This window comes from Noviherbaspirillum agri (genome assembly GCF_054780595.1).
On record NZ_BAAGWA010000018.1, the window covers coordinates 56912 to 83900 of the forward strand.

Annotated in this window: 27 protein-coding genes and 1 tRNA gene; 10 read left to right on the forward strand and 18 right to left on the reverse strand. The window is 57.5% G+C overall.

What is annotated here, in order from left to right; translation table 11 throughout:
• Position 1: 1 nt before the first annotated feature.
• Genes ACYVIA_RS20400 through ACYVIA_RS20415 form a run of 4 tightly spaced genes read right to left on the reverse strand, consistent with a single transcriptional unit; the run spans position 2 to position 3363 of the window.
• Positions 2-799 carry a TatD family hydrolase gene (locus ACYVIA_RS20400; RefSeq protein WP_460844014.1) on the reverse strand — a complete coding sequence of 266 codons (798 nt, stop codon included), beginning with the start codon at positions 797-799 and terminating at the stop codon, positions 2-4.
• A complete protein-coding gene (gene lolD, locus ACYVIA_RS20405) occupies positions 789-1475 on the reverse strand; it encodes a lipoprotein-releasing ABC transporter ATP-binding protein LolD (RefSeq protein WP_460844044.1) in 687 nt (228 codons plus the stop codon). Before lolD ends, ACYVIA_RS20400 begins: the two co-directional genes overlap by 11 nt.
• A 2-nt stretch (positions 1476-1477) precedes the next feature.
• The gene (locus ACYVIA_RS20410; protein WP_460844015.1) at positions 1478-2086 is read right to left on the reverse strand and encodes a glutathione S-transferase family protein; all 609 of its coding nucleotides are present in this window, start codon (positions 2084-2086) and stop codon (positions 1478-1480) included.
• Between the two features lie 11 nt (positions 2087-2097).
• Positions 2098-3363, reverse strand: a complete 1266-nt coding sequence (locus ACYVIA_RS20415) for a lipoprotein-releasing ABC transporter permease subunit (RefSeq protein WP_460844016.1) — start codon at positions 3361-3363, stop codon at positions 2098-2100.
• A gap of 105 nt (positions 3364-3468) precedes the next feature.
• Between ACYVIA_RS20415 and ACYVIA_RS20420 the strand changes: the two genes are divergently transcribed.
• The 5 genes from ACYVIA_RS20420 (at position 3469) to ACYVIA_RS20440 (ending at position 9968) form a co-directional block, all read left to right on the forward strand.
• Positions 3469-4524, forward strand: a complete 1056-nt coding sequence (locus ACYVIA_RS20420) for a hypothetical protein (protein WP_460844017.1) — start codon at positions 3469-3471, stop codon at positions 4522-4524.
• On the forward strand, positions 4521-6215 hold the full coding sequence (recJ, locus tag ACYVIA_RS20425) for a single-stranded-DNA-specific exonuclease RecJ (protein ID WP_460844018.1): 1695 nt from the start codon (positions 4521-4523) through the stop codon (positions 6213-6215). Before ACYVIA_RS20420 ends, recJ begins: the two co-directional genes overlap by 4 nt.
• Positions 6216-6370: 155 nt before the next feature.
• A protein-coding gene (prfB, locus tag ACYVIA_RS20430) for a peptide chain release factor 2 (RefSeq protein ID WP_460844019.1) occupies positions 6371-7475 on the forward strand; the annotation gives its coding sequence in 2 pieces (ribosomal slippage) (positions 6371-6451 and positions 6453-7475; 1104 coding nt in all).
• A gap of 42 nt (positions 7476-7517) precedes the next feature.
• Entirely contained in the window at positions 7518-9044 is a 1527-nt protein-coding gene (lysS, locus tag ACYVIA_RS20435; protein ID WP_460844020.1) for a lysine--tRNA ligase, read from the forward strand.
• Positions 9045-9272: 228 nt separating this feature from the next.
• Entirely contained in the window at positions 9273-9968 is a 696-nt protein-coding gene (locus ACYVIA_RS20440; RefSeq protein ID WP_460844021.1) for an outer membrane lipoprotein, read from the forward strand.
• A gap of 111 nt (positions 9969-10079) precedes the next feature.
• Here the strand turns inward: ACYVIA_RS20440 and iscX are convergent, their stop codons facing one another.
• The 12 genes from iscX to uvrB form a co-directional block, all read right to left on the reverse strand.
• Entirely contained in the window at positions 10080-10274 is a 195-nt protein-coding gene (gene iscX / locus ACYVIA_RS20445; protein WP_460844022.1) for a Fe-S cluster assembly protein IscX, read from the reverse strand.
• Between the two features lie 13 nt (positions 10275-10287).
• Complete coding sequence (gene fdx / locus ACYVIA_RS20450; protein ID WP_460844023.1) at positions 10288-10626, reverse strand: ISC system 2Fe-2S type ferredoxin; 339 nt, start codon at positions 10624-10626, stop codon at positions 10288-10290.
• Between the two features lie 49 nt (positions 10627-10675).
• Positions 10676-12541, reverse strand: a complete 1866-nt coding sequence (gene hscA / locus ACYVIA_RS20455; RefSeq protein ID WP_460844024.1) for a Fe-S protein assembly chaperone HscA — start codon at positions 12539-12541, stop codon at positions 10676-10678.
• Positions 12542-12632: 91 nt separating this feature from the next.
• Positions 12633-13148 (reverse strand): Fe-S protein assembly co-chaperone HscB, encoded by a 516-nt coding sequence (gene hscB / locus ACYVIA_RS20460; protein ID WP_460844025.1) that lies wholly within the window; start codon positions 13146-13148, stop codon positions 12633-12635.
• 146 nt (positions 13149-13294) lie between these two features.
• A complete protein-coding gene (iscA, locus tag ACYVIA_RS20465; RefSeq protein WP_460844026.1) occupies positions 13295-13618 on the reverse strand; it encodes an iron-sulfur cluster assembly protein IscA in 324 nt (107 codons plus the stop codon).
• A gap of 15 nt (positions 13619-13633) precedes the next feature.
• On the reverse strand, positions 13634-14035 hold the full coding sequence (gene iscU, locus ACYVIA_RS20470) for a Fe-S cluster assembly scaffold IscU (protein ID WP_460844027.1): 402 nt from the start codon (positions 14033-14035) through the stop codon (positions 13634-13636).
• A 28-nt stretch (positions 14036-14063) separates the two neighbouring features.
• Entirely contained in the window at positions 14064-15317 is a 1254-nt protein-coding gene (locus ACYVIA_RS20475; protein WP_460844028.1) for an IscS subfamily cysteine desulfurase, read from the reverse strand.
• A gap of 17 nt (positions 15318-15334) precedes the next feature.
• Complete coding sequence (gene iscR, locus ACYVIA_RS20480) at positions 15335-15808, reverse strand: Fe-S cluster assembly transcriptional regulator IscR (protein ID WP_460844029.1); 474 nt, start codon at positions 15806-15808, stop codon at positions 15335-15337.
• A gap of 311 nt (positions 15809-16119) precedes the next feature.
• Entirely contained in the window at positions 16120-17085 is a 966-nt protein-coding gene (locus ACYVIA_RS20485) for a hypothetical protein (protein WP_460844030.1), read from the reverse strand.
• A gap of 214 nt (positions 17086-17299) precedes the next feature.
• A complete protein-coding gene (locus ACYVIA_RS20490; RefSeq protein ID WP_460844031.1) occupies positions 17300-17857 on the reverse strand; it encodes a low molecular weight protein-tyrosine-phosphatase in 558 nt (185 codons plus the stop codon).
• Between the two features lie 318 nt (positions 17858-18175).
• On the reverse strand, positions 18176-18967 hold the full coding sequence (locus tag ACYVIA_RS20495; protein ID WP_460844032.1) for a uracil-DNA glycosylase family protein: 792 nt from the start codon (positions 18965-18967) through the stop codon (positions 18176-18178).
• Between the two features lie 99 nt (positions 18968-19066).
• Entirely contained in the window at positions 19067-21160 is a 2094-nt protein-coding gene (gene uvrB / locus ACYVIA_RS20500) for an excinuclease ABC subunit UvrB (RefSeq protein WP_460844033.1), read from the reverse strand.
• A 119-nt stretch (positions 21161-21279) separates the two neighbouring features.
• On the opposite strand from uvrB, the gene ACYVIA_RS20505 reads away from it, so the two are divergent.
• From ACYVIA_RS20505 to ACYVIA_RS20525, 5 genes are all read left to right on the forward strand, one after another.
• On the forward strand, positions 21280-22494 hold the full coding sequence (locus ACYVIA_RS20505; RefSeq protein WP_460844034.1) for an amino acid aminotransferase: 1215 nt from the start codon (positions 21280-21282) through the stop codon (positions 22492-22494).
• Between the two features lie 110 nt (positions 22495-22604).
• Positions 22605-22680: transfer RNA gene (locus tag ACYVIA_RS20510), tRNA-Asn, on the forward strand.
• 552 nt (positions 22681-23232) lie between these two features.
• On the forward strand, positions 23233-23709 hold the full coding sequence (locus tag ACYVIA_RS20515) for a YbhB/YbcL family Raf kinase inhibitor-like protein (protein ID WP_460844035.1): 477 nt from the start codon (positions 23233-23235) through the stop codon (positions 23707-23709).
• Positions 23710-23857: 148 nt separating this feature from the next.
• Positions 23858-24520 carry a phosphoribosyltransferase gene (locus ACYVIA_RS20520; protein ID WP_460844036.1) on the forward strand — a complete coding sequence of 221 codons (663 nt, stop codon included), beginning with the start codon at positions 23858-23860 and terminating at the stop codon, positions 24518-24520.
• Positions 24517-25521 (forward strand): hypothetical protein, encoded by a 1005-nt coding sequence (locus ACYVIA_RS20525; RefSeq protein WP_460844037.1) that lies wholly within the window; start codon positions 24517-24519, stop codon positions 25519-25521. The genes ACYVIA_RS20520 and ACYVIA_RS20525 overlap by 4 nt, the downstream gene beginning before the upstream one ends.
• A 171-nt stretch (positions 25522-25692) precedes the next feature.
• Here the strand turns inward: ACYVIA_RS20525 and ACYVIA_RS20530 are convergent, their stop codons facing one another.
• Together ACYVIA_RS20530 and ACYVIA_RS20535 are read right to left on the reverse strand one after the other, a co-directional pair.
• Positions 25693-26142, reverse strand: a complete 450-nt coding sequence (locus tag ACYVIA_RS20530) for a CBS domain-containing protein (protein ID WP_460844038.1) — start codon at positions 26140-26142, stop codon at positions 25693-25695.
• 120 nt (positions 26143-26262) lie between these two features.
• Positions 26263-26838, reverse strand: a complete 576-nt coding sequence (locus ACYVIA_RS20535) for a hypothetical protein (protein ID WP_460844039.1) — start codon at positions 26836-26838, stop codon at positions 26263-26265.
• Positions 26839-26989: the final 151 nt, after the last annotated feature.

Below are 26989 nucleotides of genomic sequence, written 5' to 3' on the forward strand. Positions count from 1 at the left end.
ATTACGACAGCGCCGGCAGACGCGGCAATACCGCACGCGCGTTGCGCGAAGTTGTGGCTGCCAGGATCTCAACCGGCAGGCCGCGCAAGTCTGCAAGCATCTGCCCGATTCGCGGCAATTCCTCAGGGGTATTTCGCCCGCGATCCAACCAAGCGGGAGCGATATCGGGCGCGTCCGTTTCCAGGACCAGCGCATCAAGCGGAAGCTCTGCAGCAAGTCGGCGTATCTGCAAGGCGCGCGGAAATGTCATGGCGCCACCAAGCCCGAGCTTGAAGTTCAATTGAATGAACGCGTTTGCCTGCTGGAAGCTGCCATTAAATGCATGGGCGATTCCGCCTGTTACGCCGGCGCGGCGCAAATGCTTCAGGATAGTGTCTTGGGCGCGGCGAACATGCAGCAGCACCGGCAAGCCATAGTCCCGGGCGATCTTCAGTTGCTCGCTGAAGAAGAGCTCCTGCTTCTCGCGCTGTGGAGCTTCGGATAGCTCAGGGAGAAAGAAATCAAGTCCGATCTCGCCGATCGCGACGAAACGCCCATCCTCCATTGCATCATCTACCGCAGCGCGCAATGTCGACAGGTCGCTTTCGTCCGCCTGCGGTACGTAGATGGGATGGATGCCCAGCGCGTAGGCACAGTTCGGATGATGCGCTGCAAGGGACTGGACGGCAGAAAAGTTTGCCCGTTCCACCGCCGGGATCACGATACACGACACACCCAGCCGAGCAGCACGCTCTGCAATTGCGTCTGACTCACCGGCGAACTCGCTTGCGTCGAGATGACAGTGCGTGTCAATCCACATAGGGATGCAGGCCATCCTCGGAGAGCCGCAAAACCCGGTCGCAATGCCGGGCGAGCTCGATATCATGGGTGACGATGACAAACGACGTTCCCAGCGTGCGCGACAGTTCCAGCATCAGATCGAATGTCTTGTGGGCTGTCACGCGATCGAGATTGCCGGTTGGCTCATCCGCGAGAACGCAGGCCGGCTGCGTCACCAATGCGCGGGCGAGTGCAACCCGCTGGCGCTCACCACCGGACAGTTCGCCCGGCACGTGGGTGACACGGTTTGCCAGTCCCACCCGCGCCAGTACCTGTTGCGCTGCTTCGTGCGCCTTTTCCCTGCTCATTCGACGGATCATCAGCGGCATACCGACGTTGTCCAGCGCCGAAAACTCGGGCAATAGATGATGGAACTGATAGACGAAGCCAAGTGCGTTGTTGCGCAAATCGCCGCGGGCCTTCTCGCTCATGCCGGCGAAATCCTGTCCCAGGAGCGTGACGCTTCCGGCTGATGGTGTGTCGAGCCCGCCCAGAAGATGCAAGAGCGTCGACTTTCCGGATCCGGAAGCGCCGACGATGGCGACGCGCTCCCCCCTGGAGACACTGAAGTCGACACCCTTGAGGACATCAACCGAATACTTCCCTTGCGTGAAGGTTTTTGCCAGTCCGCGGCAAGACAATACGACTGGATTCATCATTATTCCAATGGTGTCTGTACGAAGGCTGGCAATGCTTCACAGAACACCGACAGCCTCTCCAGTTGCGGATAGCGCCCCGCCGGAAACTCGGATGGGAGCACATATTGTGCAAAGCGCAGCACAATCGCTGTCGTGACGTCTGCCTGCGTCAGTGGAGCGCCCGTCAACGCAGCCGACTGCGGCTGCGCTTCCATCATGCCGAACGCCGTATGCATCTGTTCAGCGCAGCGTGCGATCCATGGACCGTACGCGAATTCTTTCGGCCGAAGCGTCGTTTCATAGTAAATCGCAACAGCCTTCTCTACAGCCATCAGTGCGGTAGCACACTGCTGCTGCACCTTCCGCCGCGCGGGGCCCGATAATGGCGTCAACCGCTTTTCCGCGGGCGCCTCGCCGTCGAGATAATCCAGGATGAAGCTGCTCTCGACCAGCATCTCTCCGCTGTCCAGTACCAGCATCGGCACTTTTAAAAGCGGATTGATCTTGCGCATCTCCTCCTGATGGCGAAACACCGACAGCGCCACATGCTCAAACTCAAGCCCATACAGGCGCATGGTGACTGCCACGCGGCGCACATACGGAGAATCGTACAAGCCGATCAGTTTCATGTTTTTCCTTCTTATTCGTAACGGAGGGCTTCTGCCGGCCGCACGTTGGCGGCACGCCAGCTTGGATACAGGGTGGCGACAAAGGCCAAAACCACGGCAACGCCACCGATGGTCCAGACGTCCGGCCAGCGCAAGTCTGACGGCAATTCGGTGATCAGGTAGATGTCTTTCGACAGGAACTGCACGCCCAGCATGCGCTCAATGAACGGTACGATCACGTCGATATTCAGTGCGACCGTAACGCCGAGTCCAACGCCAATCGCGGTGCCGAGCAACCCCACCAATGCCCCCTGGATGATGAAGATCTTCATGATCGATGCTGGTGATGCACCCAGCGTGCGCAGGATGGCGATATCCGCCTGCTTGTCGGTGACGGTCATGACCAGCGTCGACACCAGGTTGAATGCAGCCACCGCGATAATCAACGTCAGGATGATGAACATCATGCGCTTTTCGGTCTGGACTGCCGCAAACCAGGTCCGGTTCTGCTTCGACCAGTCGAGAATCAGCAGGTTGCCGCTCAGGATGCGGGAAAGGTCGACCGCCACTTGCGGTGCGCGCTGCATGTCTTCCACGCGCAGGCGCAGCCCGGTCGGCGCTTCCAGCTTGAACATCCTGATTGCATCGTCGATGTGGATGAAGGCAAGGCTGGAGTCATATTCATGATGCCCGGCCTCGAAGATGCCCCCAACGGTAAACTGCTTGAGGCGCGGCAATACACCGGCCGGCGTTACCTGCCCCTGCGGCGCGATCATCGTGACCTTGTCCCCGACGCCCAGCCGCAGCCCCCGTGCAAGCTCCTTGCCGAGGATAATATTGAACTGACCCGGCTGCAGGTTGCCGAAGCTGCCGTCATAGACCTGGCCGGCCACGTCGGATACCTTGGGTTCCTCTTCCGGCAGCACACCGCGTATGACGACACCGCGCACCGTATCGTCTCGCGTCAGCATGGCCTGCGCTGCCACATAGGGGGCAGCGCCTTTCACCTCCGGCACCTGGAACGATTCCTTTGCTGTCGATTGCCAGTCGGGCATACTTCCCGAAGCGTCGAACACTTCAATGTGCGAAAGTACGGAAAGCATGCGGTCGCGCACTTCCTTCTGGAAACCGTTCATGACCGACAGCACGACGATCAAGGCAGCCACGCCGAGCGCGATGCCGGCCATCGAGATCAGGGAAATAAAGGAAATGAAACTGTTGCGTCCACTGCGCCGACCGGCACGCGTATAGCGCATCCCTACCAGCCATTCAAAGGGAAGATTTTTTGTGATGCTCAAAGAGAACTCCTGAAGGAGGTTGCCTGGACGGACAGGGCATTGCTGCACCGTATAGATTGATTGGCAACATCGAATGCAGCCCGCAGTTTGCCATACAATCGCGCCATGAGTCATCTTGATATCCTGATCCCCTTCGCCTTGCCCCCTGCGGAAATGTCCGCCGACCTGCTGAAGGAACTGAACCTCCCCGCCTTCGCCACGCTGGCTTCCCGCGCTTCAGGGGCGTCACGACGAAAGGAAGTTTTCGGGGATTTTTCCCGCACGCTGCCCCATGAGAAATGGCTCTCCCGGCAATTCGGCATGGAAGACGCCGTCAGTGGAACAGGCAGTCCGCCAGTGGCGAAAGCGTTAATGCAATCCTTCGGCCTGCCCCCGCATCCGGGTCATTGGTTCGTATTGCAGCCGGTTCATATCCACATTGCGCGCGACCATCTCGTGCTTACCGATGTACGCCAACTTGCCCTTTCGGAAGCGGAATCCCGCAAGTTTTTTGATATCGCCAGGCCGCTGTTTGAGGAAAGTGGAAAACAGCTTCTTTTCGGAAACGCGACTACCTGGTTCGTCTGCTCTGACGGGTGGAGCGGCCTGCAGACTTCCTCGCCGGATGCTGCCGCAGGACACAATATCGATATCTGGATGCCGAAAGGTGCCGGGGAACGCGACTGGCGCAGAATTCAGAATGAAGTGCAGATGCATTGGCACAACCATCCGCTGAACGAAGAGCGGGAAGTACGCAGGCTGAAGCCGGTTAACTCGCTTTGGTTATGGGGCGGCTCCGAAGTCGAGCCGACGGTTTCGGATGTGTACAGCCATACGTTCAACCTGTCAGGCTGGATGACGGCATTCGAAGAATTTGTGCCACATCGCATGACTACGGAAAAGGCGAGTGAAGCCATCGCATCGCAACCCAAGCAAGGCCTTCTCGTATTTGACGGGCTGCTGGAACCGGCGCTGTCGAATGACTGGGGGCGCTGGCTGGAGCAGATGCGCGCATTCGAAGCGACATGGTTTGCACCATTGCTGGATGCGCTGAGATCGCGAGCAATCGACGGGATAACAATGATCCTTACCAGCGACGCACGCATTGTGCGTTTCACAACGACGAAATCGTCACTGCGCAAGTTCTGGATCAAACCAACCCTTGCAGGCTTACATCCATGACACGCATCGCTGCCCGCCCCTACTCCTTCCGCACTGCAGAGATGTTGCGCCAGCAAGGTCTCCATCCCGTGCTTGCTCGCCTTTACGCCGCACGCGGACTGGCCGATACAAAAGAGCTGTCCAGTGAGCTGGCGGCTCTGATTGCGCCGAGCGGACTGCGGCATATCAACGCAGCTGCGGAATTCCTTGCCGATGCAATCACCTCTGGGAAAAGACTGGTTATCGTCGCCGACTACGATTGCGACGGGGCGACTGCCTGCGCCGTGGCCTTGCGCGGGTTGCGCATGCTTGGGGCTCAGGTCGATTTCATCGTCCCCAACCGCTTCGAATACGGCTACGGCCTGACGCCGGAGATCGTCGAACTGACTATCCGGGAGAAGTCGCCCGATATTATCGTCACCGTCGACAACGGTATCGCCAGTATCGATGGCGTGGCGGAAGCGAACCGGCGCGGCATCGATGTCGTCGTCACGGATCATCATCTCCCAGGCGATTCGCTTCCGAACGCACGCGTGATCGTCAATCCGAATCAGTCGGAATGCGGCTTTCCGAGCAAAAACCTGGCAGGCGTCGGCGTCATGTTTTATGTGCTGCTTGCACTGCGCGCCGAGTTCCGCAAACGAGGTGTTTTCGACGCACAAACCCAGCCCAAGCTCGACACCCTGCTCGACCTTGTCGCGCTCGGCACCGTCGCGGACGTGGTAAAACTCGACGCCAACAACCGTATCCTTGTGGCGCAGGGACTGAAGCGAATGCGCGCCGGCCGCATGCAACCCGGCATTGCGGCCCTGTTCCGCGCCGCCGGCCGTGAAGCAAGGCGCGCCACCCCGTTCGACCTCGGCTTTGCACTCGGGCCGCGCCTGAATGCTGCCGGCCGCTTGGCCGACATGTCGCTCGGCATCGAATGCCTGACCACCGACGACGAAGGTCGTGCCTGGGCGATTGCTCAGCAGCTTGACGCGATCAACCGCGAGCGGCGCGACATCGAGGCTGACATGCAGGACACCGCTCTCATGCTGTTGGACAGCTTCGATCCGAAAAACCGGACAACGATCAGCGTCTTTGATGACTCGTGGCATCAAGGCGTGATCGGCATCGTCGCATCCCGCCTGAAGGACAAGTTCTATCGCCCGACGATTACGTTTGCCCCCGGTGGCGAAGGGCTGATCAAGGGATCGGGACGTTCGATACCGGGTTTTCATTTGCGCGATGCGCTCGACCTGGTATCGAAGCACGCCCCTTCGGTCATTACGAAATTCGGCGGACACGCTATGGCTGCCGGCTTGACGATCAGGGCAGAGGCGCTCGATGCTTTCTCTGATGCTTTCGAGGCGGTCGGGCGAAACTGGCTTACCCAGAATCAACTTGAGCGCGTCATCGAAACGGATGGTCCGCTGGAAGAGGCTTACTTCACTGCGCAATTCATCGAACTCATCGACGATCAAGTCTGGGGGCAAGGTTTTCCGCCGCCGGTATTCTGCGACGAGTTCCGTGTCGTCAACCAGCGCATCCTCAAGGAAAAGCACCTGAAGCTGACGCTTGAAAAGGACGGGCGCCGCTACGATGCGATCTGGTTCGGACACATTGACGAGTTGCCCGCGCGGGCGAACGTCGCCTACCGGTTGGATGCCAACGAGTACAACGGCGTCACCCGGGTGCAACTGCTTGTCGAGCATGCCGAAGCGGCATAAGACGTACGCCAAAACGCATTCCTGAAAAATTGACGTTCCGGCACGGCACCTAGCCAAAGCAAGCTACCGATTTCCGGCGAGAGAGTGCGTCCGACGGCGCCAAACGCGCTTTCCGGTCGGGTATAATGTCCGGTTTGATTGCAAGTGACATAGCCATGGAAGCCGAACGCCTCAATTCCCTATCCTCGCTGCTCGCGGACCTGACTACCCGTGCAGCTGAACTTCGGAGGTATCTTTGACTTCGATGTGAAGTCGGAGAAGCTCGAACAAGTTAACGCCGAACTGGAAGACCCCAACGTCTGGAACGACCCGAAGCGGGCCCAGGACCTCGGCAAGGAAAAGAAATCGCTCGAAGCGATCGTCCACACCCTCGCCAAGATCGAAACCGACCTCGCCGATGCGCGCGACCTGTTCGACATGGCGCGCGAAGAGCAGGACGAAGATACCCTGCAAGCCATCGAGCACGACGCCGAAGAGCTGAAGAAACTGGTCGAAGGCATGGAATTCCGCCGGATGTTCAACAATCCGATGGATCCCAACAACTGCTTTATCGACATCCAGGCCGGTGCCGGCGGTACCGAAGCGCAGGACTGGGCCTCGATGCTGCTGCGTCAATACCTGCGCTACTGTGAGCGCAAGGGTTTCAAGGTTGAAATTCTGGAACAATCGGAAGGCGAAGTCGCCGGCATCAAGACCGCCACGCTGAAAGTGGAAGGGGACTATGCCTACGGCTTCCTGCGTACCGAGACCGGCGTCCATCGCCTCGTGCGCAAGTCGCCCTTCGACTCCGCTAACGGCCGCCACACATCGTTCTCGAGCGTGTTCGTCTATCCCGAAGTGGACGAATCAATTGAGATCGACATCAACCCCGCCGACGTCCGCGTGGATACCTACCGCGCTTCCGGTGCCGGTGGCCAGCACATCAACAAGACCGACTCTGCAGTCCGCCTGACGCACGCCCCGTCCGGCATCGTTGTCCAATGCCAGAACGACCGCAGCCAGCACCGCAACCGTGCCGAGGCGTGGGAGATGCTCAAATCCCGTCTCTACGAGCTGGAACTGCGCAAACGTATGAGCGAACAGCAGAAGCTGGAAGACTCCAAGACCGATGTGGGCTGGGGCCACCAGATCCGTTCCTATGTGCTCGACCAGTCGCGCATCAAGGACCTGCGCACGAATTACGAAGTCGGCAACACCAAGGCAGTGCTGGACGGTGACCTGGACGACTTTATCGCCGCGTCGCTCAAGCAAGGTGTGTAAGCACCCGCCCATCGCCATTCCAACATAGACCGTTCCATGTCAATGAATAACCAAAACGAAACCGCCGCACCGGCCCAGGACGAGAATTCGATCATCGCCGAACGCCGCGCAAAACTGGCTGCAATCCGCGAACAGGGTGTCGCCTTCCCGAACGATTTCCGCCCCGAACACAAGGCCGCTGACTTGCACGCGCAGTACGGCGACCAGACTAATGAACAGCTGGAAGCACAGCCGATTCCGGTGAAGGTCGCGGGCCGCATGATGCTCAAGCGCGTGATGGGCAAGGCATCGTTTGCGACCATCCAGGATTCCTCTGGCGCCAAGGCTGACGGGCGCATTCAGCTGTACATCACCAACGATAATGCAGGCGAAGAAACGCACGCCGCGTTCAAGCACTACGACCTTGGTGATATCCTGGGTGCGGAAGGCCTGTTGTTCAAGACCAAGACCGGCGAGCTGTCCGTGAAGGTGACTTCGCTGCGCCTGCTGACCAAGTCGCTGCGCCCGCTGCCGGACAAGTTCCATGGCCTGCACGACCAGGAAACCAAATACCGCCAGCGCTATGTCGATCTGATCATGAGTGAGGAGACGCGCCGCGTCTTCAAGGAGCGCACCGCGGCCATGTCCTCGATGCGCCGGTTCATGGCCGAGCACGGTTTCATGGAAGTCGAGACCCCGATGCTGCACCCCATTCCCGGCGGTGCGGCAGCCAAGCCCTTCATCACTCACCACAATGCGCTGGACATGGAAATGTTCCTGCGCATTGCGCCGGAGCTTTACCTCAAGCGCCTCGTCGTCGGCGGCTTCGATCGCGTTTTCGAAGTCAATCGTAACTTCCGCAATGAAGGTGTGTCGCCGCGCCACAACCCGGAATTCACGATGATGGAGTTCTACGCAGCCTATGTGGACTACAAGTGGCTGATGGACTTCACCGAAGCAGTGATCCGCCAAGCGGCGATTGATGCACACGGCACCGCAAAGCTGACTTACCAGGGGCGTGAACTCGACCTCAGCAAACCGTTTGAACGCCTCACGATCGTTGGTGCAATCAACAAGTACGCACCGCACTACACCAACGAGCAGCTTCACGATGCGGACTTCCTGCGCGCAGAACTGAAGAAATTCGGCGTTGAGCCACATGTCATTTCCGGACTCGGCGCCTTGCAGCTTTCCTTGTTTGAAGAAACAGCGGAGTCGCAACTGTGGGATCCAACCTACATCATCGACTATCCAGTCGAAGTGTCGCCTCTGGCACGGGCTTCTGACACCGTGCCTGGCATTACCGAGCGCTTCGAGCTGTTCATTACCGGCCGCGAAATCGCGAACGGCTTCTCCGAGTTGAATGATCCGGAAGACCAGGCGGCGCGTTTCCAGGCGCAGGTTGCTGCCAAGGACGCCGGAGACGAGGAAGCCATGTATTACGACGCTGACTACATCCGTGCGCTGGAATACGGACTGCCTCCCACCGGAGGTTGCGGCATTGGCATCGACCGCCTGATGATGCTGATCACCGACTCGCCAAACATCCGTGACGTTATCCTCTTCCCGCATTTGCGCCGCGAGGACTGACGGCATCGCTCTCAACGCCTGCCTGCAGCAAAACGGGACCGAAATTCGGTCCCGTTTTGTTTTTCTTTGCATGAAATTCCGACGGTCGAGCGAGAGCGTCAACATCGAGGTCGCCCCCGGTTACAAAGGCTTACACCTGACACATTATTCCCCTATATTCGACCCGGGTTAGCTTCGATAATCGACTCATCTGACTGAACAGCCTTTTCCATGCATGAGGAGTCAACAATGGAAAACACGAGTACCCCGAATCGAATTCACCCCCTGGTCGCCGGCGCAGCCATTTCGGTCATGCTGGTCAGCCTTACCGGCGTTGCTGCAATTACCGGCCTGATTCCGGACTCGCACAGCACGTCTGCGCCTGCTTCGGAAGCGCCTGTCGCCAGCACCGTTGGCGCTGCAAGTGCAGCCACCTCCCCCGCGGCACTAATCGAGCCCAAGAGCGAAGCCGCTGAAGAGCCGCAGAAAAAGGCCGTGGCAGAAAAATCGGAGAAACCCCGCTCGTACGCGCCACGTACTGCAGAAGCGAGCGAACCGCAACCACGCCGCACTTATGCGCCAGCCAAAGTTGCACAGGCACCGGCGATTTGCCATAGCTGCGGCCGCGTCGAATCCATTCAACCCGTGCAGCAGCAAGCACAAGCGTCCGGCGTCGGCATGGTTGCGGGAGCTGTTCTCGGCGGAGTGTTGGGAAATCAGGTAGGCGGTGGAAACGGCCGCAAGCTGGCTACGGTAGCCGGTGCAGTAGGCGGCGGTTATGCAGGCAACGAGATTGAAAAGCGGAGCCGTGCGACGACCACCTACAACGTTCGCGTCCGCATGGAAGATGGCGAGATCCGCACCTTCCCATATTCGCAGCAACCGGCCTGGAGCGTCGGTGACCGCGTCAAGGTGGTTGACGGTCAGTTGGCCGCACGGGCCTGATCCGAATTCAAGTGTCTTACCCAGGGGTGCAATCTTACGGGGCGGCGACTTGCCGCCCCTTCTTTTTTCCCGTGTAGACTATCCCGGCTCTGACCGGGATACTGTAAATCCTTATTTTGCCTCTTCGATCCAGGCCATCTGGATCGCTTCCAGGACCTTCTCTCCGCCCCGTTTGGGATCGTCGTCAAAATCCTCGAGTGCGCAAACCCAATTATGGAGGTCGGTGAAGCGTACCGTCATCGGATCAACGTCCGGAAACTTGTCATTCAGTTCTTCGGCGATCCGCGTAATGTCGATCCATTTCATGTGAGGCCTCCGCTCAGTGATTCTCGCTCACCTGATTAATCGTATATTTCGGAATTTCAACCACGAGGTCTTTATCCGCAACGAGCGCCTGGCAGGACAGCCGCGATGTCGCCTCCAGCCCCCACGCACGATCCAGAAGGTCTTCCTCCTTCTCTTCCGCCTCCTTCAACGAATCAAAACCTTCCCTCACGATTACATGGCATGTGGTGCAGGCGCAGGATTTTTCGCAGGCATGTTCGATCTCGATATCGTTCTCAAGCAGTACATCGCAGATTGACTTGCCGGCAGGCGCCTCGATCACTGCGCCCTCCGGGCACAAGGTGGCATGGGGAAGAACAACGATTTGGGGCACGTGTATTACCTCGGTTTTTAATTGTTAAGCAGCCATCGGGGGCCGCAGATTAAGCAATCTGGTCAAGCTTGCGGCCGGCCAGCGCAGCGCGCACGCTGCGATCCATCCGCCGCGCGGCGAACTCCTCGGTACCGTGCGCCAAGGCGTCGACTGCGGCCTTGATCGCAGCCTGATCATCTCCATGTTCCGCAACACGCACAGCGTCCATCAAGGCGATTACACCGGCTCTTTCTTCATCGGATAACAAGTCGCCATCCGCCTCCAGAGCCGACTGGGTGGCCAGCAGAATGCGTTCGGCCTCGACCTGTTCTTCACGCAGTGCGCGGAGCTTCATATCGATGTCCGCAGAACTGTACGAGTCCTGCAGCATCCGGGCGATCTCGTCATCGCCGAGGCCGTATGACGGCTTGACGGTAATCGATGCTTCCACGCCCGAGCGCTGTTCGCGAGCGGACACGGACAAAAGGCCATCCGCATCAACCTGATACGTAACCCGAATGCGTGCGGCTCCCGCAGCCATGGGTGGAATGCCGCGTAACTCGAATTTCGCCAGCGAACGGCAATCACTGACGAGCTCGCGCTCACCCTGCACCACGTGAATTGCCATCGCGGTCTGCCCGTCCTTGAACGTTGTAAACTCTTGCGCCCGTGCACAGGGAATTGTCGAATTCCTCGGAATAACCTTCTCGACCAGTCCGCCCATGGTCTCGATACCGAGCGATAGGGGAATCACGTCCAGCAAGAGCCAGTCGTCGCCAGTGGAACGATTGCCGGCCAACAGGTTAGCCTGGACGGCAGCGCCCAAGGCGACCACCTTGTCCGGATCAATGTTGGCCAACGGCGTCGTCTGGAAAAACTCGCCAACTGCTTTGCGAATGTGCGGCATGCGGGTGGCGCCGCCGACCAGTACGACGCCATCGACGTCGTCAACCGTCAGGCCGGCATCGCGCAGTGCCTTTTTGGCCGGAGTAATGGTCTTTGCTACCAGATGCTGCGTAATCTGTGCAAACGTTGCCGCGCTCAATGCGAGGTGAACTTCCTCCCCCGAGTTCAGGACGGCATCGATATGTATTTCAGCCTGCGTGGACAGCAACTCCTTTGCTTCACGCGCCTTTATCATCAGGATCCGGGTGTCCTTGTCGGACAGCGGTGCCAGCTTTGCCTGCTCGATGATCCAGCACAGGAGGCGGTGATCAAAGTCATCCCCGCCCAAGGCGGAGTCACCTCCGGTAGCCAGTACCTCAAATACACCCTTGGTCAGCTTCAGGATCGAGATGTCGAAGGTGCCGCCACCAAGGTCATACACCGCATAGATGCCTTCGGATCCGTTATCCAGCCCGTAAGCGATCGCAGCGGCAGTCGGCTCGTTCAGCAGGCGAAGGACGTTGAGCCCTGCCAGCTTGGCTGCATCCTTCGTCGCCTGGCGCTGCGCGTCATCGAAATATGCCGGCACGGTGATCACTGCGCCAACAAGCTCATCACCCAGTACATCTTCAGCCCGTTGGCGCAAGGTCGCAAGGATCTCCGCAGAAACCTCGACCGGGCTTTTCGTGCCAGCCGCGGTTTTCAACTGGACCATGCCCGGCGCGTCGACAAAGTCGTACGGCAGGTTCTCCACGTAGGCAATATCTTTCAGGCCGCGCCCCATGAAGCGCTTGACCGAAACGATCGTGTTCTTGGGATCAGTCGTCTGTGCCGCCTGCGCCTTGTAACCAATGTGCGCGCGACCATCCGGAAAGTACCGCACGATCGACGGCAACAACGGCCGCCCCTCTTCGTCGTTCAACACTTCGGGAATGCTGCTTCGTACCGTCGCAACCAATGAATTGGTCGTCCCGAGGTCAATGCCAACCGCCAACCGATGCTGATGGGGGGCAGTAGACATGCCGGGTTCGGAGATTTGGAGTAGAGCCATATTCAGTATTCAGACTTTCGATGTGCCTGATCGGCATTGCGGTCATCGACACTTCCGCAGAAAGGCCGCAATGATGATTGAGTATTCTTTTTCAGCCTTCCAGCTTTTCAAAGACCGAGTGCACTTCTTCACCGAACTTTTCAAGGAACATCAATTGCCGCACACCCTGCGCGGCTTCCTCGTAATTGTGTGAATCGAGCAGTTCCCCGATCCATGCGATCTTCGCCTTGCGGGTTTCGCCCAACTCTGCATCCAGCTTTTCAAGAGCATCAATGTCCCTGCCCGCCTTGGCGTCCTCGAGCGCTTCCCGCCACTCCATCTGGTGCATCAGGAAATCGCGTGGCATCGCTGTGTTGGATTCTGTCTGCAGGTCGACCCCGTTCAGCTCGCAAAGGTAAGCGGCACGCTTGAACGGATTCTTGAGGGTCTGGTATGCCTCGTTGGCACGCGTTGCCCACTGCATGGCGACCCGCTTCTCAGTGTCGGTTGCGTTAGAGAATTTATCCGGATGGACGCGGTTTTGCACTTCGCGGTAAGCCTGCTCCAGCGCCGTTATGTCAACTGAAAAGCGCTCTGGCAAGTGGAAAAGCTCGAAGTGATTTTGCATGTGTATTTGAAACAAAAGCCTGTTCAGACTTCAACAGGCTTGACTTCACATAGGTCGTTGTCGAAGCGAGGTAGAGCGGAGAATTTACCCGCGCGTCGCACGATCCGCACGCCCGCTTGAACTTCAGCAGAAGAGGTCGGAAAAGCTCAAATGCGGAAACTCTCGCCGCAACCGCACTCGTCCTTGGTATTCGGATTATTGAACTTGAATCCTTCATTCAGCCCTTCCCGGGCGAAGTCCAGTTCAGTCCCGTCAATATAGGGAAGACTCTTGGGATCCACGAATACCTTGACGCCGTGCGACTCGAACACCTGGTCTTCCGGTGCGCTCTCGTCCACATACTCGAGCTTGTACGCAAGCCCGGAACATCCGGACGTGCGCACGCCGAAACGCAGACCGATACCCTTGCCGCGGCGCTCGATATAACGGCTGATGTGCTTTGCGGCTTTTTCAGTCAATGTAATTGCCATAGCCCCTTACCTCTTTCAGGCAGCTTCCGTCGAATCGCCCGAGTGCTTCGTCTTGTAGTCCTGCACCGCTGCCTTGATGGCATCTTCGGCGAGGATCGAGCAATGGATCTTCACCGGCGGCAAAGCGAGTTCTTCCGCAATCTGCGTATTCTTGATCGAAAGCGCCTGGTCAAGCGTTTTTCCCTTCACCCATTCGGTCACCAGCGAAGAAGATGCGATGGCGGAGCCGCAACCGTAGGTCTTGAACTTTGCATCCTCGATCACACCGTCCGCGCCAACCTTGATCTGCAGCTTCATCACGTCACCGCATGCCGGCGCGCCGACCATGCCAGTGCCGACAGAATTGTCACCCTTGTCGAAGGCACCCACATTGCGCGGGTTTTCGTAATGATCGAGAACTTTTTCCGAGTAAGACATTTTGATACTCCTTATAACTCTGTGAGGCTCAGTGCGCCGCCCACTGGATCGAGTTCAGATCGATCCCTTCCTTGTACATATCCCACAGCGGCGACAGTTCCCGCAGCTTGGCGACTTTCGACTTGATCAGGTTGATCGTGAAGTCGATGTCCTCTTCGGTCGTGAAGCGGCCGATGGTGAAACGAATCGAGCTATGTGCCAGCTCGTCGCTGCGTCCCAAGGCCCTCAATACATAAGATGGTTCCAGGCTGGCGGAAGTACAAGCGGAACCTGAGGACACGGCGATATCCTTGATCGCCATGATGAGCGATTCACCTTCGACGTAATTGAAGCTGACGTTCAGGTTGTGCGGAACACGATGCTCCATGTCGCCGTTGACATAGACTTCCTCGATATCCGTCAGGCCCTTTGCCAGACGGTCACGCAGCGCCGTGATGCGCGCCAACTCGGTGTCCATCTCTTCCTTGGCGATGCGGAAGGCTTCACCCATGCCAACGATCTGATGGGTGGCCAAGGTACCCGAACGCAGGCCGCGCTCGTGACCACCGCCGTGCATTTGCGCCTCGATCCGCACACGCGGCTTGCGGCGCACATACAGCGCACCAATGCCTTTCGGGCCATACGTCTTGTGTGCAGAGAAAGACATCAGGTCAACTTTCCATTTCTCCAGGTCGATCTTCACCTTGCCTGTGGCCTGCGCGGCGTCGCAATGGAAGATGATGCCTTTCGAACGGCAAAGCTCGCCGATTTCAGGAATTGGCTGGATCACGCCGATCTCGTTGTTGACCAACATGACCGACACGAGAATGGTGTCCGGGCGAATTGCTTCTTCCAATTGCTGCAACGTGATCAGACCGTTGTCTTGCGGCTGCAGGTAAGTTGCCTCAAAACCCTGACGCTCAAGCTCGCGCACCGTATCCAACACCGCCTTGTGCTCTGTCTTGACCGTGATGATGTGCTTGCCCTTGGCCTTGTAGAACTGCGCTGCACCCTTAATGGCGAGGTTGTTGCTCTCAGTCGCGCCGGAGGTCCAGATGATTTCGCGTGGGTCGGCATTGACCAGTGCGGCGACATGCGCACGTGCCTCTTCAACAGCCTTTTCCGCGGCCCAACCGTACATATGACTGCGCGATGCCGGGTTGCCGAACTGCTCGCGCAGGTAAGGAATCATCTTGTCGGCCGCACGCGGGTCAACCGGTGTCGTCGCCGAATAGTCCATGTAGATGGGGAAATGCGGCGCCTTGATCGTATCGATCAGGCTCTTTTCCAATGGGGCGTTCATTCTTTCAATAACTCCAATCAAGCAGCCACGTGGGGACGAGGCATCAACACCACGTTCTGGTCAGCATTCTTTTGGCGCTGCTGATCCACCAGGTCCTTTAACGATACCGAATCCAGGTATTCGACCATCTTCGCATTCAGGGTTGCCCAGAGGTCATGTGTCATGCAACGGGTACCGTGCTCGTGCCCGTGACTGTGGCAATTTTCCTTGCCACCACATTGGGTGGCATCCAATGGTTCATCGACGGCGATAATGATGTCGGCAACCGTTACGTCTTCCGCCCGCCGGGCCAAGGTATATCCGCCGCCCGGGCCGCGTACGGATTCGACAATCTCGTGGCGACGCAGCTTGCCGAACAGCTGTTCAAGATAAGACAGCGAAATTTCCTGTCGCTGGCTGATTCCAGAAAGTGTGACCGGCCCCTTGTCTTGGCGTAATGCCAAGTCGATCATCGCGGTCACGGCAAAGCGACCTTTAGTCGTCAGACGCATATTTCTCAACTCCAATACAAAACTTTATTCAAGTTCTATCGAATATCCCCGATTCCCGAAGATTTTAGTCAAGTATAACAAAGTTGAGTGATTTCGTCAGGTATTGTTTTTTGCTTGGCACCGCCTAGGAAAACACGCGCTCGTCCCCTTCTACGCTCTCTTGGGCAGCGGGCAGTCATTGCTGCGGCGCAACTTAACCGTCGCTATTATTTCATATTTCATATGGCGGCGTCGGCCGGCGCCAGATGAACCGATTGTGCTTGCCTTGCGCTGGATAAACGAGCCGAGAAAAGGCCGACTTGCCGGTAACACTACCTGATCTTCAAGCGCAGAAACATCATGTAAGAAACCGGATCGTTACCGTATGAAGCCGTCATTGAAGCGGGAACGAGGTGCTGGCTTGCCAGGAAACCGACATCTGCCTTCACGGGCCCACCAGTCCGCATATCGTGGAAATATCCTACCGTGAGCTTGTTCAAGGTAAAGAGCTTGGCAGGATGCGACTCATCTTCGCGCAGCAAGTCGTCACTAGCGACCTGTTCCACTCTACCGAACACCACATGCGTCCCCTCAAACCGGACAGTGGACTCAACCAGATAGCCGGTAGTCGTCTCATGGCGCTTACGAGAGTTTCGCCCCCACGCCAGCGTCGTCTGCCAGTTGCCTCCCTTGAAATCCTGCCTGTGAGTCGCCGAGATACTGGTCCGGCGCACGTCCGAATTCGGCACCAAATGATCCAACCCGTTGAGAGAGCCACGGCTTACCTGTACCGTCCAGTTTGCCGAGGGATTGAACGACAGGCGAACCGACCGTGAATCCAGGCGCAAGGAGTCGCCATTTCTGCGCCGTTGACGGTCCTCTGCTTCACTGCTTGAGAAAGCAGATCGCTCGATCGTCAGATCACGCCAAGTGTATCCAACGGTAAACACATTGCCAGCGGCGCTGTCGGCATTGCGCCCTTGGCCGGGCCGTGCTCCAACCGGTGCGTCAAACCCGGCTGCATGCCGCATTCCTGAGGGCGGCGGACCGAACGCCGGCTCTCCGGGAACACCGAAATAGCCAAATGCAGTACTGCGATGATTCGCGAGGAAATGGGAGATTGTGACTGTCTTTTGCCGAGCACCAAAGATCAGCTCATCTGCCTGTGCACTTCGCGGTTGCAGCAGGGGATCCTGGATTTTTCCCATCCAAGGCTCCGGAAAAGATTCCGCGCAGGCCATGCACATGACCAGCCACCCACCGATGCCCAACGCCGACGTTGCCGATATCGTCGCCATGATTGTTCTTGAAGACCCTGAAACCCACTGTCGATCTGCTACGCAAGGGTCATACCAATCCCCCCAGCATGCCCGTCAGCACTAAGCATCACGGTAGACGGCCTCTAGTGAAAGACCTCTCAAAAACCAGAGACCGGTTTTGCGTCGCTTCTTGGTCACCACTTGCGCAATTCTTACAATCTTCGGCTATGTAGTTATTTCCAAGGGTGCAGAATCAACCGAATCGAGCGACGTGAAGCGGTGCGCCGGAAGTCATGCCACCGGTGTTGTATGCAGCGGTTTCCGCCCCGCGTGCGCGCTCATGTTGACTAAGCGCTTGTACGAGCCCGCCGCAGGCATCCTCAATGTAATCAAGTACAAGATCGAAATCCTTGCCGCTCCGAGCGTACGGATCATGAATGATCGATGCGCGCCGGCGCTTGGCGTAAGGCATCAGCAGGCCGATTTTGTGGTGATATTGGGCAGGTGAAATATCATGCAGAGTGGCAAGATTATTGAAATCCATGCCAAGGACGAGATCGAATTTCTCAAAATCCTCCAACGTGACTTGGCGTGCACGCAATCCCGTCAGGTCGTAACCACGGCGGCTTGCAGCCGCCTGAGCACGCGGGTCAGGCATGGCACCAATGTAGAAATCATGGGTTCCGGCCGAGTCAACAAAGAGACGATCGTGCAATCCCGCCTCTTGAACGAACTTTCGCATGACCGCTTCCGCAGTCGGAGATCGGCAAATATTAGCCGTACAAACAAACAAAACCTGCGTCTCTGCCATTAGGCCTCCAGCACAACTTTCGTCCGCCCCACATCACCGTATTACGGGAATACGTCGAGTTAAGCCCTTCCGGGAATCGGGACTCAGAAGACACAATGCTCCAAGATTTATGGCGAGCCGTCATGATTTGCCACAACCTCGCACTGATCTCCATCGTGCGCGACGCTCGAAGCTTGATGATCAGAACTGAATGTTGTCTGCGCGCATGCTCACGGTGGCCAATTGCTGGGCCGTGAAAACAAGCAAGTGCCAGCACTGGGCTGGAACAAGGCTACTGTTTTGATCGTTAGTCCTGCTTTAGACCAGCGGACAACGGGCTCAATTCTGCTTGTAAAGAAGATGCATGGAACCGAAGAGATTTTGCATCGTATCGTTTTCGATAAAGCTCAGGTTGTATGGATGCTCAGAAACCGCCTTTGAAAATCGCGAAGTCGCACCTAGGACGCCCAGCTGCTCTGCGATCTTCCCCCATAGCACCAACATCGGTGCCTGCACTTCCGCCGTTTGAGCTTGATCAGCAAGCGCCGACAGCACCGTTTGCAGGAACGGCTGCCAGGCCCTTGCTTCTTTGAGCGGCGGCACATGCGGACGAAAAACCAGCGCTGCATTGAGAAGCAGAAAACCGTGCTTCGTCAGATTGGCTTGCAGCTCGGTCAGTGTCTGGATGAATGGCGAACCAATAGCTCGTGCCTTCGAGGAAACCCGCGCGATTGCCTCTCCGGTGGCGCTGTCCACCGAAAGCAGGCCATCCGCCACAAGCAGCATTTTCATGAAGTTGCGCAAGGAGGTAGCGCGGTTGACCTGTTTCGACAGTCCCTTTTCCGACCAGAGCGCCTCAACGGCACCATCCATGAAGCAAACGCCGGTCGCGCTTTGCTCGCGCGGATAAGGCCCCTCCCCCACTAACACAAAATGCACTGCATCGAGCGGGATCGAGAATGCTGCGAACAGGCGGCCGTTGGTCGGGAGATACGTGTCAGTTGCGAGCGTGTGCAAGTAGCTTGCATCCACTGCGGTCATCGCCTCGAGCCCTCGCATAAGGGCCGGTCGCCACGAGGGATGCGCCACTCCGAGCGCGTCAAGGATCGATCGAGGGATCGGCTGGGCCATGATAGTCAGCAAGCAAAAAGCGCGATTGTACCTGCAGCCGAACTTCGTAACTCGCTACGGACATCAATCGCGCTGAAACATGCCGGGATGTTCTACAACCTACTTCCCGATCAATGGCACTACGTTGTCAGCGCCCGGTGTGCCGAAGAGTTGTTCCTTGAGGATGTGGAGCTGGTCACGCACCTGGGCGGCCTTCTCGAACTCGAGATTCTTCGCATGGTCGAGCATGAGCTTTTCGAGCCGCTTGATTTCCTTGCTCACCTGCTTCTCGCTCATGCCTTCGTACTTTGCATGCTCCTCGGCGACCTGTCTTTCAACACGCGCTTCGTGCGCGTTGTAGACGCCATCGATCAGCTCCCGGATTTCCTTCTTGATTCCCTTCGGCGTGATGTTGTTTGCCTCGTTGAACGCAATCTGCTTGGCGCGGCGACGTTCCGTCTCATCGATTGCACGACGCATAGAATCCGTCACCTTGTCGGCATAGAGGATCGCCGTGCCATTCAGGTTACGCGCGGCACGACCGATGGTCTGGATCAGGCTGCGCTCCGAACGCAGGAAACCCTCCTTGTCCGCGTCGAGGATGGCAACCAATGACACTTCCGGGATGTCCAGGCCTTCGCGCAACAGGTTGATCCCGACCAGCACATCGAAGGTGCCGATCCGCAGGTCGCGAATGATTTCGACGCGCTCGACCGTATCGATATCGCTGTGCAGGTAGCGCACCTTCACGCCGTTGTCACTAAGGAATTCCGTGAGCTGCTCAGCCATGCGCTTGGTCAGCGTGGTAACCAGAACGCGCTCGTCCTTCTTCACCCGATCTGTGATCTCTGACATCAAGTCATCGACCTGCGTGCTTGCAGGACGCACCGCGATCTGCGGATCGACCAACCCGGTTGGGCGCACCACCTGCTCAACCACTTGGCCCGCATGGCTGTTTTCATATTCGGCGGGAGTGGCGGAGACAAAGACCGTCTGCCGCATCTTGGCTTCGAATTCCTCGAACTTCAGCGGTCGGTTGTCCAGTGCCGAAGGCAGGCGAAAACCGTAATCGACAAGGTTCGTCTTCCGTGCACGATCGCCGTTATACATTCCGTTGAGCTGCCCGAGCAGTACATGGGACTCATCGAGGAACATCACCGCGTCCGGTGGCAGGTAGTCGACGAGCGTCGGTGGCGGCTCGCCCGGCTTGGCCCCGGAAAGATGACGTGAATAGTTCTCGATGCCCTTGGTGAAGCCGATCTCCTGCATCATCTCGAGGTCAAAGCGCGTGCGCTGCTCGAGACGTTGCTCCTCGACCAGTTTGCCCTCCTTGCGGAAGAATTCCAGTCGCTCGCGCAACTCTTCCTTGATGCTTTCAATTGCACGCAGCACGGTGGAGCGCGGCGTCACATAGTGCGAACCCGGATACACCGTGAAGCGCGGGATCTTCTGCCGGACACGGCCGGTAAGCGGATCGAACAATTGCAGGCTGTCGATCTCGTCGTCGAACATCTCGATACGCACCGCGAGTTCCGCATGTTCGGCCGGGAACACATCGATCGTGTCGCCGCGCACGCGGAAGGTACCGCGGGCGAAGTCCACCTCGTTGCGGGTGTATTGCATCTGGATGAGGCGGGCAATCACGTCGCGCTGGCTGACCTTGTCCTTGGCGCGCAGGGTGAGGATCATCTTGTGGTATTCGTTCGGATTACCGATACCATAGATCGCAGAGACTGTCGCCACGATCACCACGTCGCGCCGTTCCATCAGCGATTTGGTGCACGACAGGCGCATCTGCTCGATGTGCTCGTTGATGGACGAGTCTTTCTCGATGAACAGGTCGCGCTGCGGGACGTATGCTTCCGGCTGGTAGTAGTCGTAATAGCTGACGAAATACTCCACCGCGTTGTGCGGAAAGAACTCGCGGAATTCGCTGTACAGCTGGGCGGCGAGCGTCTTGTTCGGCGCAAAGATAATCGCGGGCCTGCCAAGGCGGGCGATGGCATTGGCCATCGTGTACGTCTTGCCGGAACCAGTCACGCCGAGCAGTGTCTGGTAAGACAGGCCGTCCTCGACACCTTCCACGAGTTGCGAAATTGCTACCGGTTGGTCGCCGGCTGGTGGGAAAGGCTGGTAGAGGCGGTACGGCGAATTGGGAAAAGTGACGATTTTGGATTCGTCGATGGTGCTGGAAACCTGGGATAAATCTGCCATCTGCATTCGACCTTTGGTAGAATAATTGGTTGCAATTCAGCCTCAAAACTTACAGCCCGGAACTAACCACAACCCCCTGCAAGACCTTGTTTTTGCAGTCAATTTTTCATGTTATCACGATGAGCCAATCCCATCCTGCGTCCCTGTTTTCCGCCATTGAAATGGCGCCGCGCGACCCGATCCTCGGCATTACCGAAGCCTTCAATGCCGACAAGAACCCGAACAAGGTCAATCTTGGCGTCGGTGTTTACTACGATGACAATGGCAAGGTGCCGCTGCTGGAATGCGTGCGCAAGGCAGAAGCGCAGTTGATGGAAAAAGCTGCACCGCGCACCTACCTGCCGATCGAAGGCCTTGCCGTCTACGACAAGGCAGTGCAGGAACTGGTTTTCGGTGCCGACAGCGCGGTCGTGCAGGAAAAGCGTGCCATCACCGTCCAGGCTCTGGGCGGCACCGGCGCACTGAAACTAGGTGCAGACTTCCTGAAGCGCTTCTCGTCGAATTCGCAGGTATGGATCAGCGACCCGAGCTGGGAAAACCACCGCGCGCTGTTTGAATCCGCAGGCTTCACCGTCAACAGCTACCCGTACTATGACCCGGCGACCCGGGGCGTCAACTTCACGGGCATGATGAATGCGCTGAAAGAAATGCCGGCCGGCGCCATCGTGCTACTGCATGCTTGCTGCCACAATCCGACCGGCGCAGATCTGACCGAAGACCAGTGGACCGAAGTGATCCAGGTCGTCACCCAGCGTGGCCTGATTCCCTTCCTGGACATGGCTTACCAAGGCTTCGGCGACGGCATCGAAGAAGACGGCAAGGTCGTGCGCCGCTTTGCAGATGCGGGCGGCCCGCTGTTCGTGTCCAACTCCTTCTCGAAATCGTTCTCGCTGTATGGCGAGCGCGTCGGTGCATTGAGCATCGTCGCCGTCAGCTCGGAAGAAGCCGCCCGCGTACTGTCGCAACTCAAGCGTGTCGTCCGCACCAACTACTCCAATCCGCCGATCCATGGCAGCCAGGTTGTGGCAACCGCACTGTCCACGCCGGAGCTGCGCAAGATGTGGGAAGACGAGCTGGCTGCGATGCGTGTGCGCATCCGCGAAATGCGCCAGGCGCTGGTCCAAAAGCTGAAGGAAAAGGCTCCGGGCCATAACTTCGACTTCGTGATCAAGCAGCGCGGCATGTTCTCGTATTCCGGCCTGACCAAGGAACAGGTAGGTCGCCTGCGCGACGAGTTCTCGATCTACGCGGTCGATACCGGCCGTATCTGCGTTGCTGCACTGAATTCGCGCAATATTGACAATATTGTCGACGCCATCGCGAAGGTGCTGTAAATATTGGTCATGAACGGGCTTTCCCGGCCCATTCATGAAAAGAAATCAGAAGCCGGCCGTCAGGCTTTGACATTTCCTAGAAGATCATCCTATAATAGCGGCTCAGCTGTTCCCTGATAGCTCAGTCGGTAGAGCGACGGACTGTTAATCCGCAGGTCCCTGGTTCGAGTCCAGGTCGGGGAGCCAAAAAATTCAAAGGCCTGATCTCAAGATCAGGCCTTTTTTCTTTTGTGTCCCAACGCCATCGTGGACAACACGGTTCTGCTGCACGGCATCTCTCCGCTGCTTGATCCAAGAACTGCATCGACATCTCTGCATCTCAATGGCGAACCATCCTCGGGTGACGCTTATATATTTTGGTATCGGTTGTTCATTAAAATCGGCTTGGCTCATTCCCACACTGACGTTTTAATCGCGCGAACTTGCCGGCGATTCGCACTTTGCCCATCCAGTATCTGCGTCGAACGTTGGTGATTGCCACGCGTCAAATTGCCTTAAGTCCGGAAGGAGGCGCCGCGAAAACCTTATGCACCAAGTGTTCTTCCAATCAATGGCAGTAGCCCCCAATCCCTTCAATGGCCGAAATACGCTCGCCTTATAGCGAAAATTCTCGCTTGAGACGAATCAAGCATCGCCGGCTTACTCGCCCCGCCCTGTGTACATAGGAAAAGCGCGATATAGAATGAATCGGTTACTGCACCAGCCAGGTGGCTTACTTGTCCTGAAGGGAGAAAAGCAATGGGTATGACGATCGCTTCTACGGCATTCGGCAACAATGGTGAAATTCCCTCCCTCCATACTTGCGACGGCAGCGACGTTTCTCCGCCGCTTCACTGGTCAGGTCTTCCGGCCGGCACTCGCAGCCTCGCCTTGATCATGGATGATCCGGACGCGCCCGATCCTGCAGCCCCCCAACGTACCTGGGTGCACTGGGTGCTTTACAACCTGCCCCCGGACCTGACCCGTCTTTCGTCGGGCGTCAGCGCTGACGATCTCCCCCACGGCACAAGACAGGGAATGAACGACTGGCATCGCACCGGTTACGGCGGCCCTTGCCCACCCATCGGGCGCCATCGTTATTTCCACAAGCTGTATGCGCTCGATACGGAACTTCCGGACCTGCACAAACCGACGAAGCAGCAGCTCGAGCGAGCAATGGAAGGTCATGTGCTGGAGAAGGCTGAGCTCATCGGGACGTATCAGCGCAACCAATAGTAGATCTCGCGATGCATGCGAACCCGATCCCGCCGGTCACCTGCACACCCGCATTGCAGGGCGCTGTCCGCAGAATCACTTTGAGCTTCTGTCCCGCACCGTCACACCCGCACACGGATGTGTCTGACAACAATGAAAGGGGACGATCATGTCCTTCCGCCACCAGTTTGCCGACCGGTTCGAAGCGGCCGCGCTGCTCGCCAACCGGCTGAAGGAATACAGGGGGCGCAATCCATTGGTGCTGGCCATTCCACGCGGTGCAGTTCCGATGGCGAAGGTCATTGCAGACCATCTTGAAGGAGAGCTCGACGTCGTTCTCGTGCATAAATTCGGCGCCCCGTACGATCCCGAGTTTGCCCTCGGCGCCGTGGACGAGCATGGCTGGGCGTATGTTGGCCCGCATGCACGCGCATATGGCATCGACAGCGATCAGCTGCAGGAGGAAGAGTCCCGGCAGGTCCAAATGCTCAAGGAGAGACGCGGTCGGTACACCCCCTACCGACCACCCATCGCCCCCAAGGGGCGGATCGCGATTGTCGTGGACGACGGTATCGCGACCGGCGCGACAATGATTGCTGCACTTCATGCGGTACGCGCGCGGGGGCCGGCAGAACTGGTATGTGCGGTACCCGTCGCCGCCCAGGACAGCCTCGACATCATCGCTCCGCTGGCCGACAGGATTGTCTGCCTGAATGCGAGCGAGAACATGGGAAGTGTAGGCGCGTTCTATCGCGATTTTCGGCAAGTCGAGGATGAGGAGGTCATTGCGGCACTTTCAGACGCTCGCCGAGGGCAGAACCCGTCATCATGATTTCGCTTGAGTCCAAGCTGGCATTCCTTCGCCAGCCCGGCAGCTACCATGAGTGTGTATACCGCGTCGAAGCTGTCGAGACCCACATGTCGTGGGTTTTCCTGACCGAGAACCATGCCTACAAGCTAAAAAAACCCGTGCACTACGGCCTGCTTGACTTCAGCACTGTTGAAGCCCGCAAGCATTTTTGCGAAGAGGAAGTGCGCCTCAACCGACGCCTCGCACCGGACATCTATCTCGCTACCATCCCTCTTGTCGTCAGTGACCATCATCTGGATTTTGGTGGCCCCGGCACCGCCGTCGACTGGCTGGTCAAGATGCGGCGCCTGCCCGCCAAGCACATGCTGGACTATATGATCAGGACAGGTACGGCACGTCGGAGTGACATGAAGCTGATCGCCACACAGATGGCCGATTTCTACCGAAACTGCGCACCCATTGAGATGAAAACTGCGGAATACCGCGACCGCATCGAGCGGGACATCGAGCAAAGCCGGCTTGTCCTGACCGAACCATCATTCCGCCTGCCTGGTGAAAGCATCGTCCAACTCTGTAGTGCACAACGGGCCGCCATGCAGCGCATTGGAAGCCTGCTTGATGAACGTATCTGCTGCCGTCGGATAGTGGAAGGCCACGGCGACTTGCGTGCAGAACACGTCTGCATGGAAACCACCCCGATCATCATCGACTGCCTCGAGTTTTCACGGGAGCTCAGAATCATTGATGCGGCGGATGAAATGAGTTTCCTTGCGCTGGAATGCGAGCGGCTTGGCGCGCCGGAGCTGGGCCGTGCGCTCATCGATGCATATGGCAGCGCATCAGGAGACGCTTTCAGCCCGGCGCTTGTCCATTTCTACCAGAGCGTGCGTGCATGCTTGCGTGCACGGCTCACCATCAGGTATTTAAGCGAGGAGAAATTTCAGTACTCTCCGGAGTGGCATCGCCGATCTCTGCTTTATCTGCAACTGGCGGAGAATCACATCGCCAAGGTGCTTCCTTAAATCTTCCTGCGCCGAGGCGAAAAGGGGGAAGAGTATTGGCCGCCACGCTTTGGTCCAGCGCCTGGTCTTCGAGCAGATTCTTTACCATTCCCATGGACAGGCCATGCGCCGCCGCCACGATTACCCTCATCGGACATCCGGCATACCTAGAGTCAGCCGCTCCCAGCGCAATTAACGGCGCAACTGTCTTTCCACGTCGATCTGCCCGGATACCGATCTCGACAGCAGCGAAAGCTCTCTTGACAGCAGATCGAAGATGTCGTCGGCCGTCACAATGCCGACGAGGCTTCCGTCATGCCGCACTACCGGCAGCCGCCGCACTTTGAGCGAACCCATCAGCTCCAGTGTTTCGTGAAGTCCGGCATCCTCCTTTACGGTTGCCACCGGCTCATTCATGATGTCGCCAGCAGTGAGCATGTTCAGGTCGACATTTTTCGCAACGGCCTCGACGACGATATCTCTGTCGGTAACGATGCCGACTGGAACGCGCGCATCTGCGTTCATGTCTGCCACGATGACATCGCCTACATGGTGTTCACGCATCAAACCGGCCACTTCCGCGATCGATGCCTTGACATCGCAACGTACAACATCGGGATTACAAAGTTCGCTGATTGCCATGATTTCCTCCATTGTTGAGCCCGTTATCCCTGTAACAGGTTTTCCTCTACCTTTCCCGCATTCTCCCTTTATCTCTTTCCATTTGAGCGTGCACGCCCTTGTAGTCATCCATCTGATGCGTCATATCCAGGAAAGGCGCACCTGCCAGCGACCAGTGAAGCGCAAGTCACGCAAGGCCGCGATGAAAGACTCGCTGAATCTGCCTTGTCGAGGCAGCCATGCCAGATCATCGTCTTCGCAGCGCAAAGGGGTTAGGTAGGAGATGACCTTCCCCAAAACAGCGCCAACGAGGAAACTGCGCAGTTCGAGCATGTGTCGCACGAAGAACTCAAAAACGGCTATTTCATTCATGCACTGCGCGTGGCAAGCCTGCAGCATCGTGCGCACATAAAGGTCGGTCAGCAGCGTTCCATTACATTGATACGGCTTCATCGTCGAGGCCCGATTGTTAGCACACCGAGATGCAACACCCAAAGACGGCACGCAAAGTGTGCTTGAAGAAGGAATGGTTTGGCACTCCAAGTATGGATAATCGGCCGTTGCCACATTGTCTTGACTGACCTTGGTCAAGAAATCGGGAGTAATGCGGAGCGACACTTGCATCGCCCCTGCGCACGCTGCAGTCTGTTCAAAAGACGGATGATGGATGAAATTCAACTGTCGTCGCGGGACGCTCTGTTGATCCTTGACGTTCAAAACGCCTTTCTTTCTGGCGGGGCATTACAGCCTGTTTGAAAACTCGAAAAAGTGTAAGTTGGCAGTCTGATGCGCGAAAAGCGCAGGAGGATTTGCCATGTGGACAGAGCGGCATCGAGCGAAACAGGTACGGCAAGGGCACCAGGTAAAG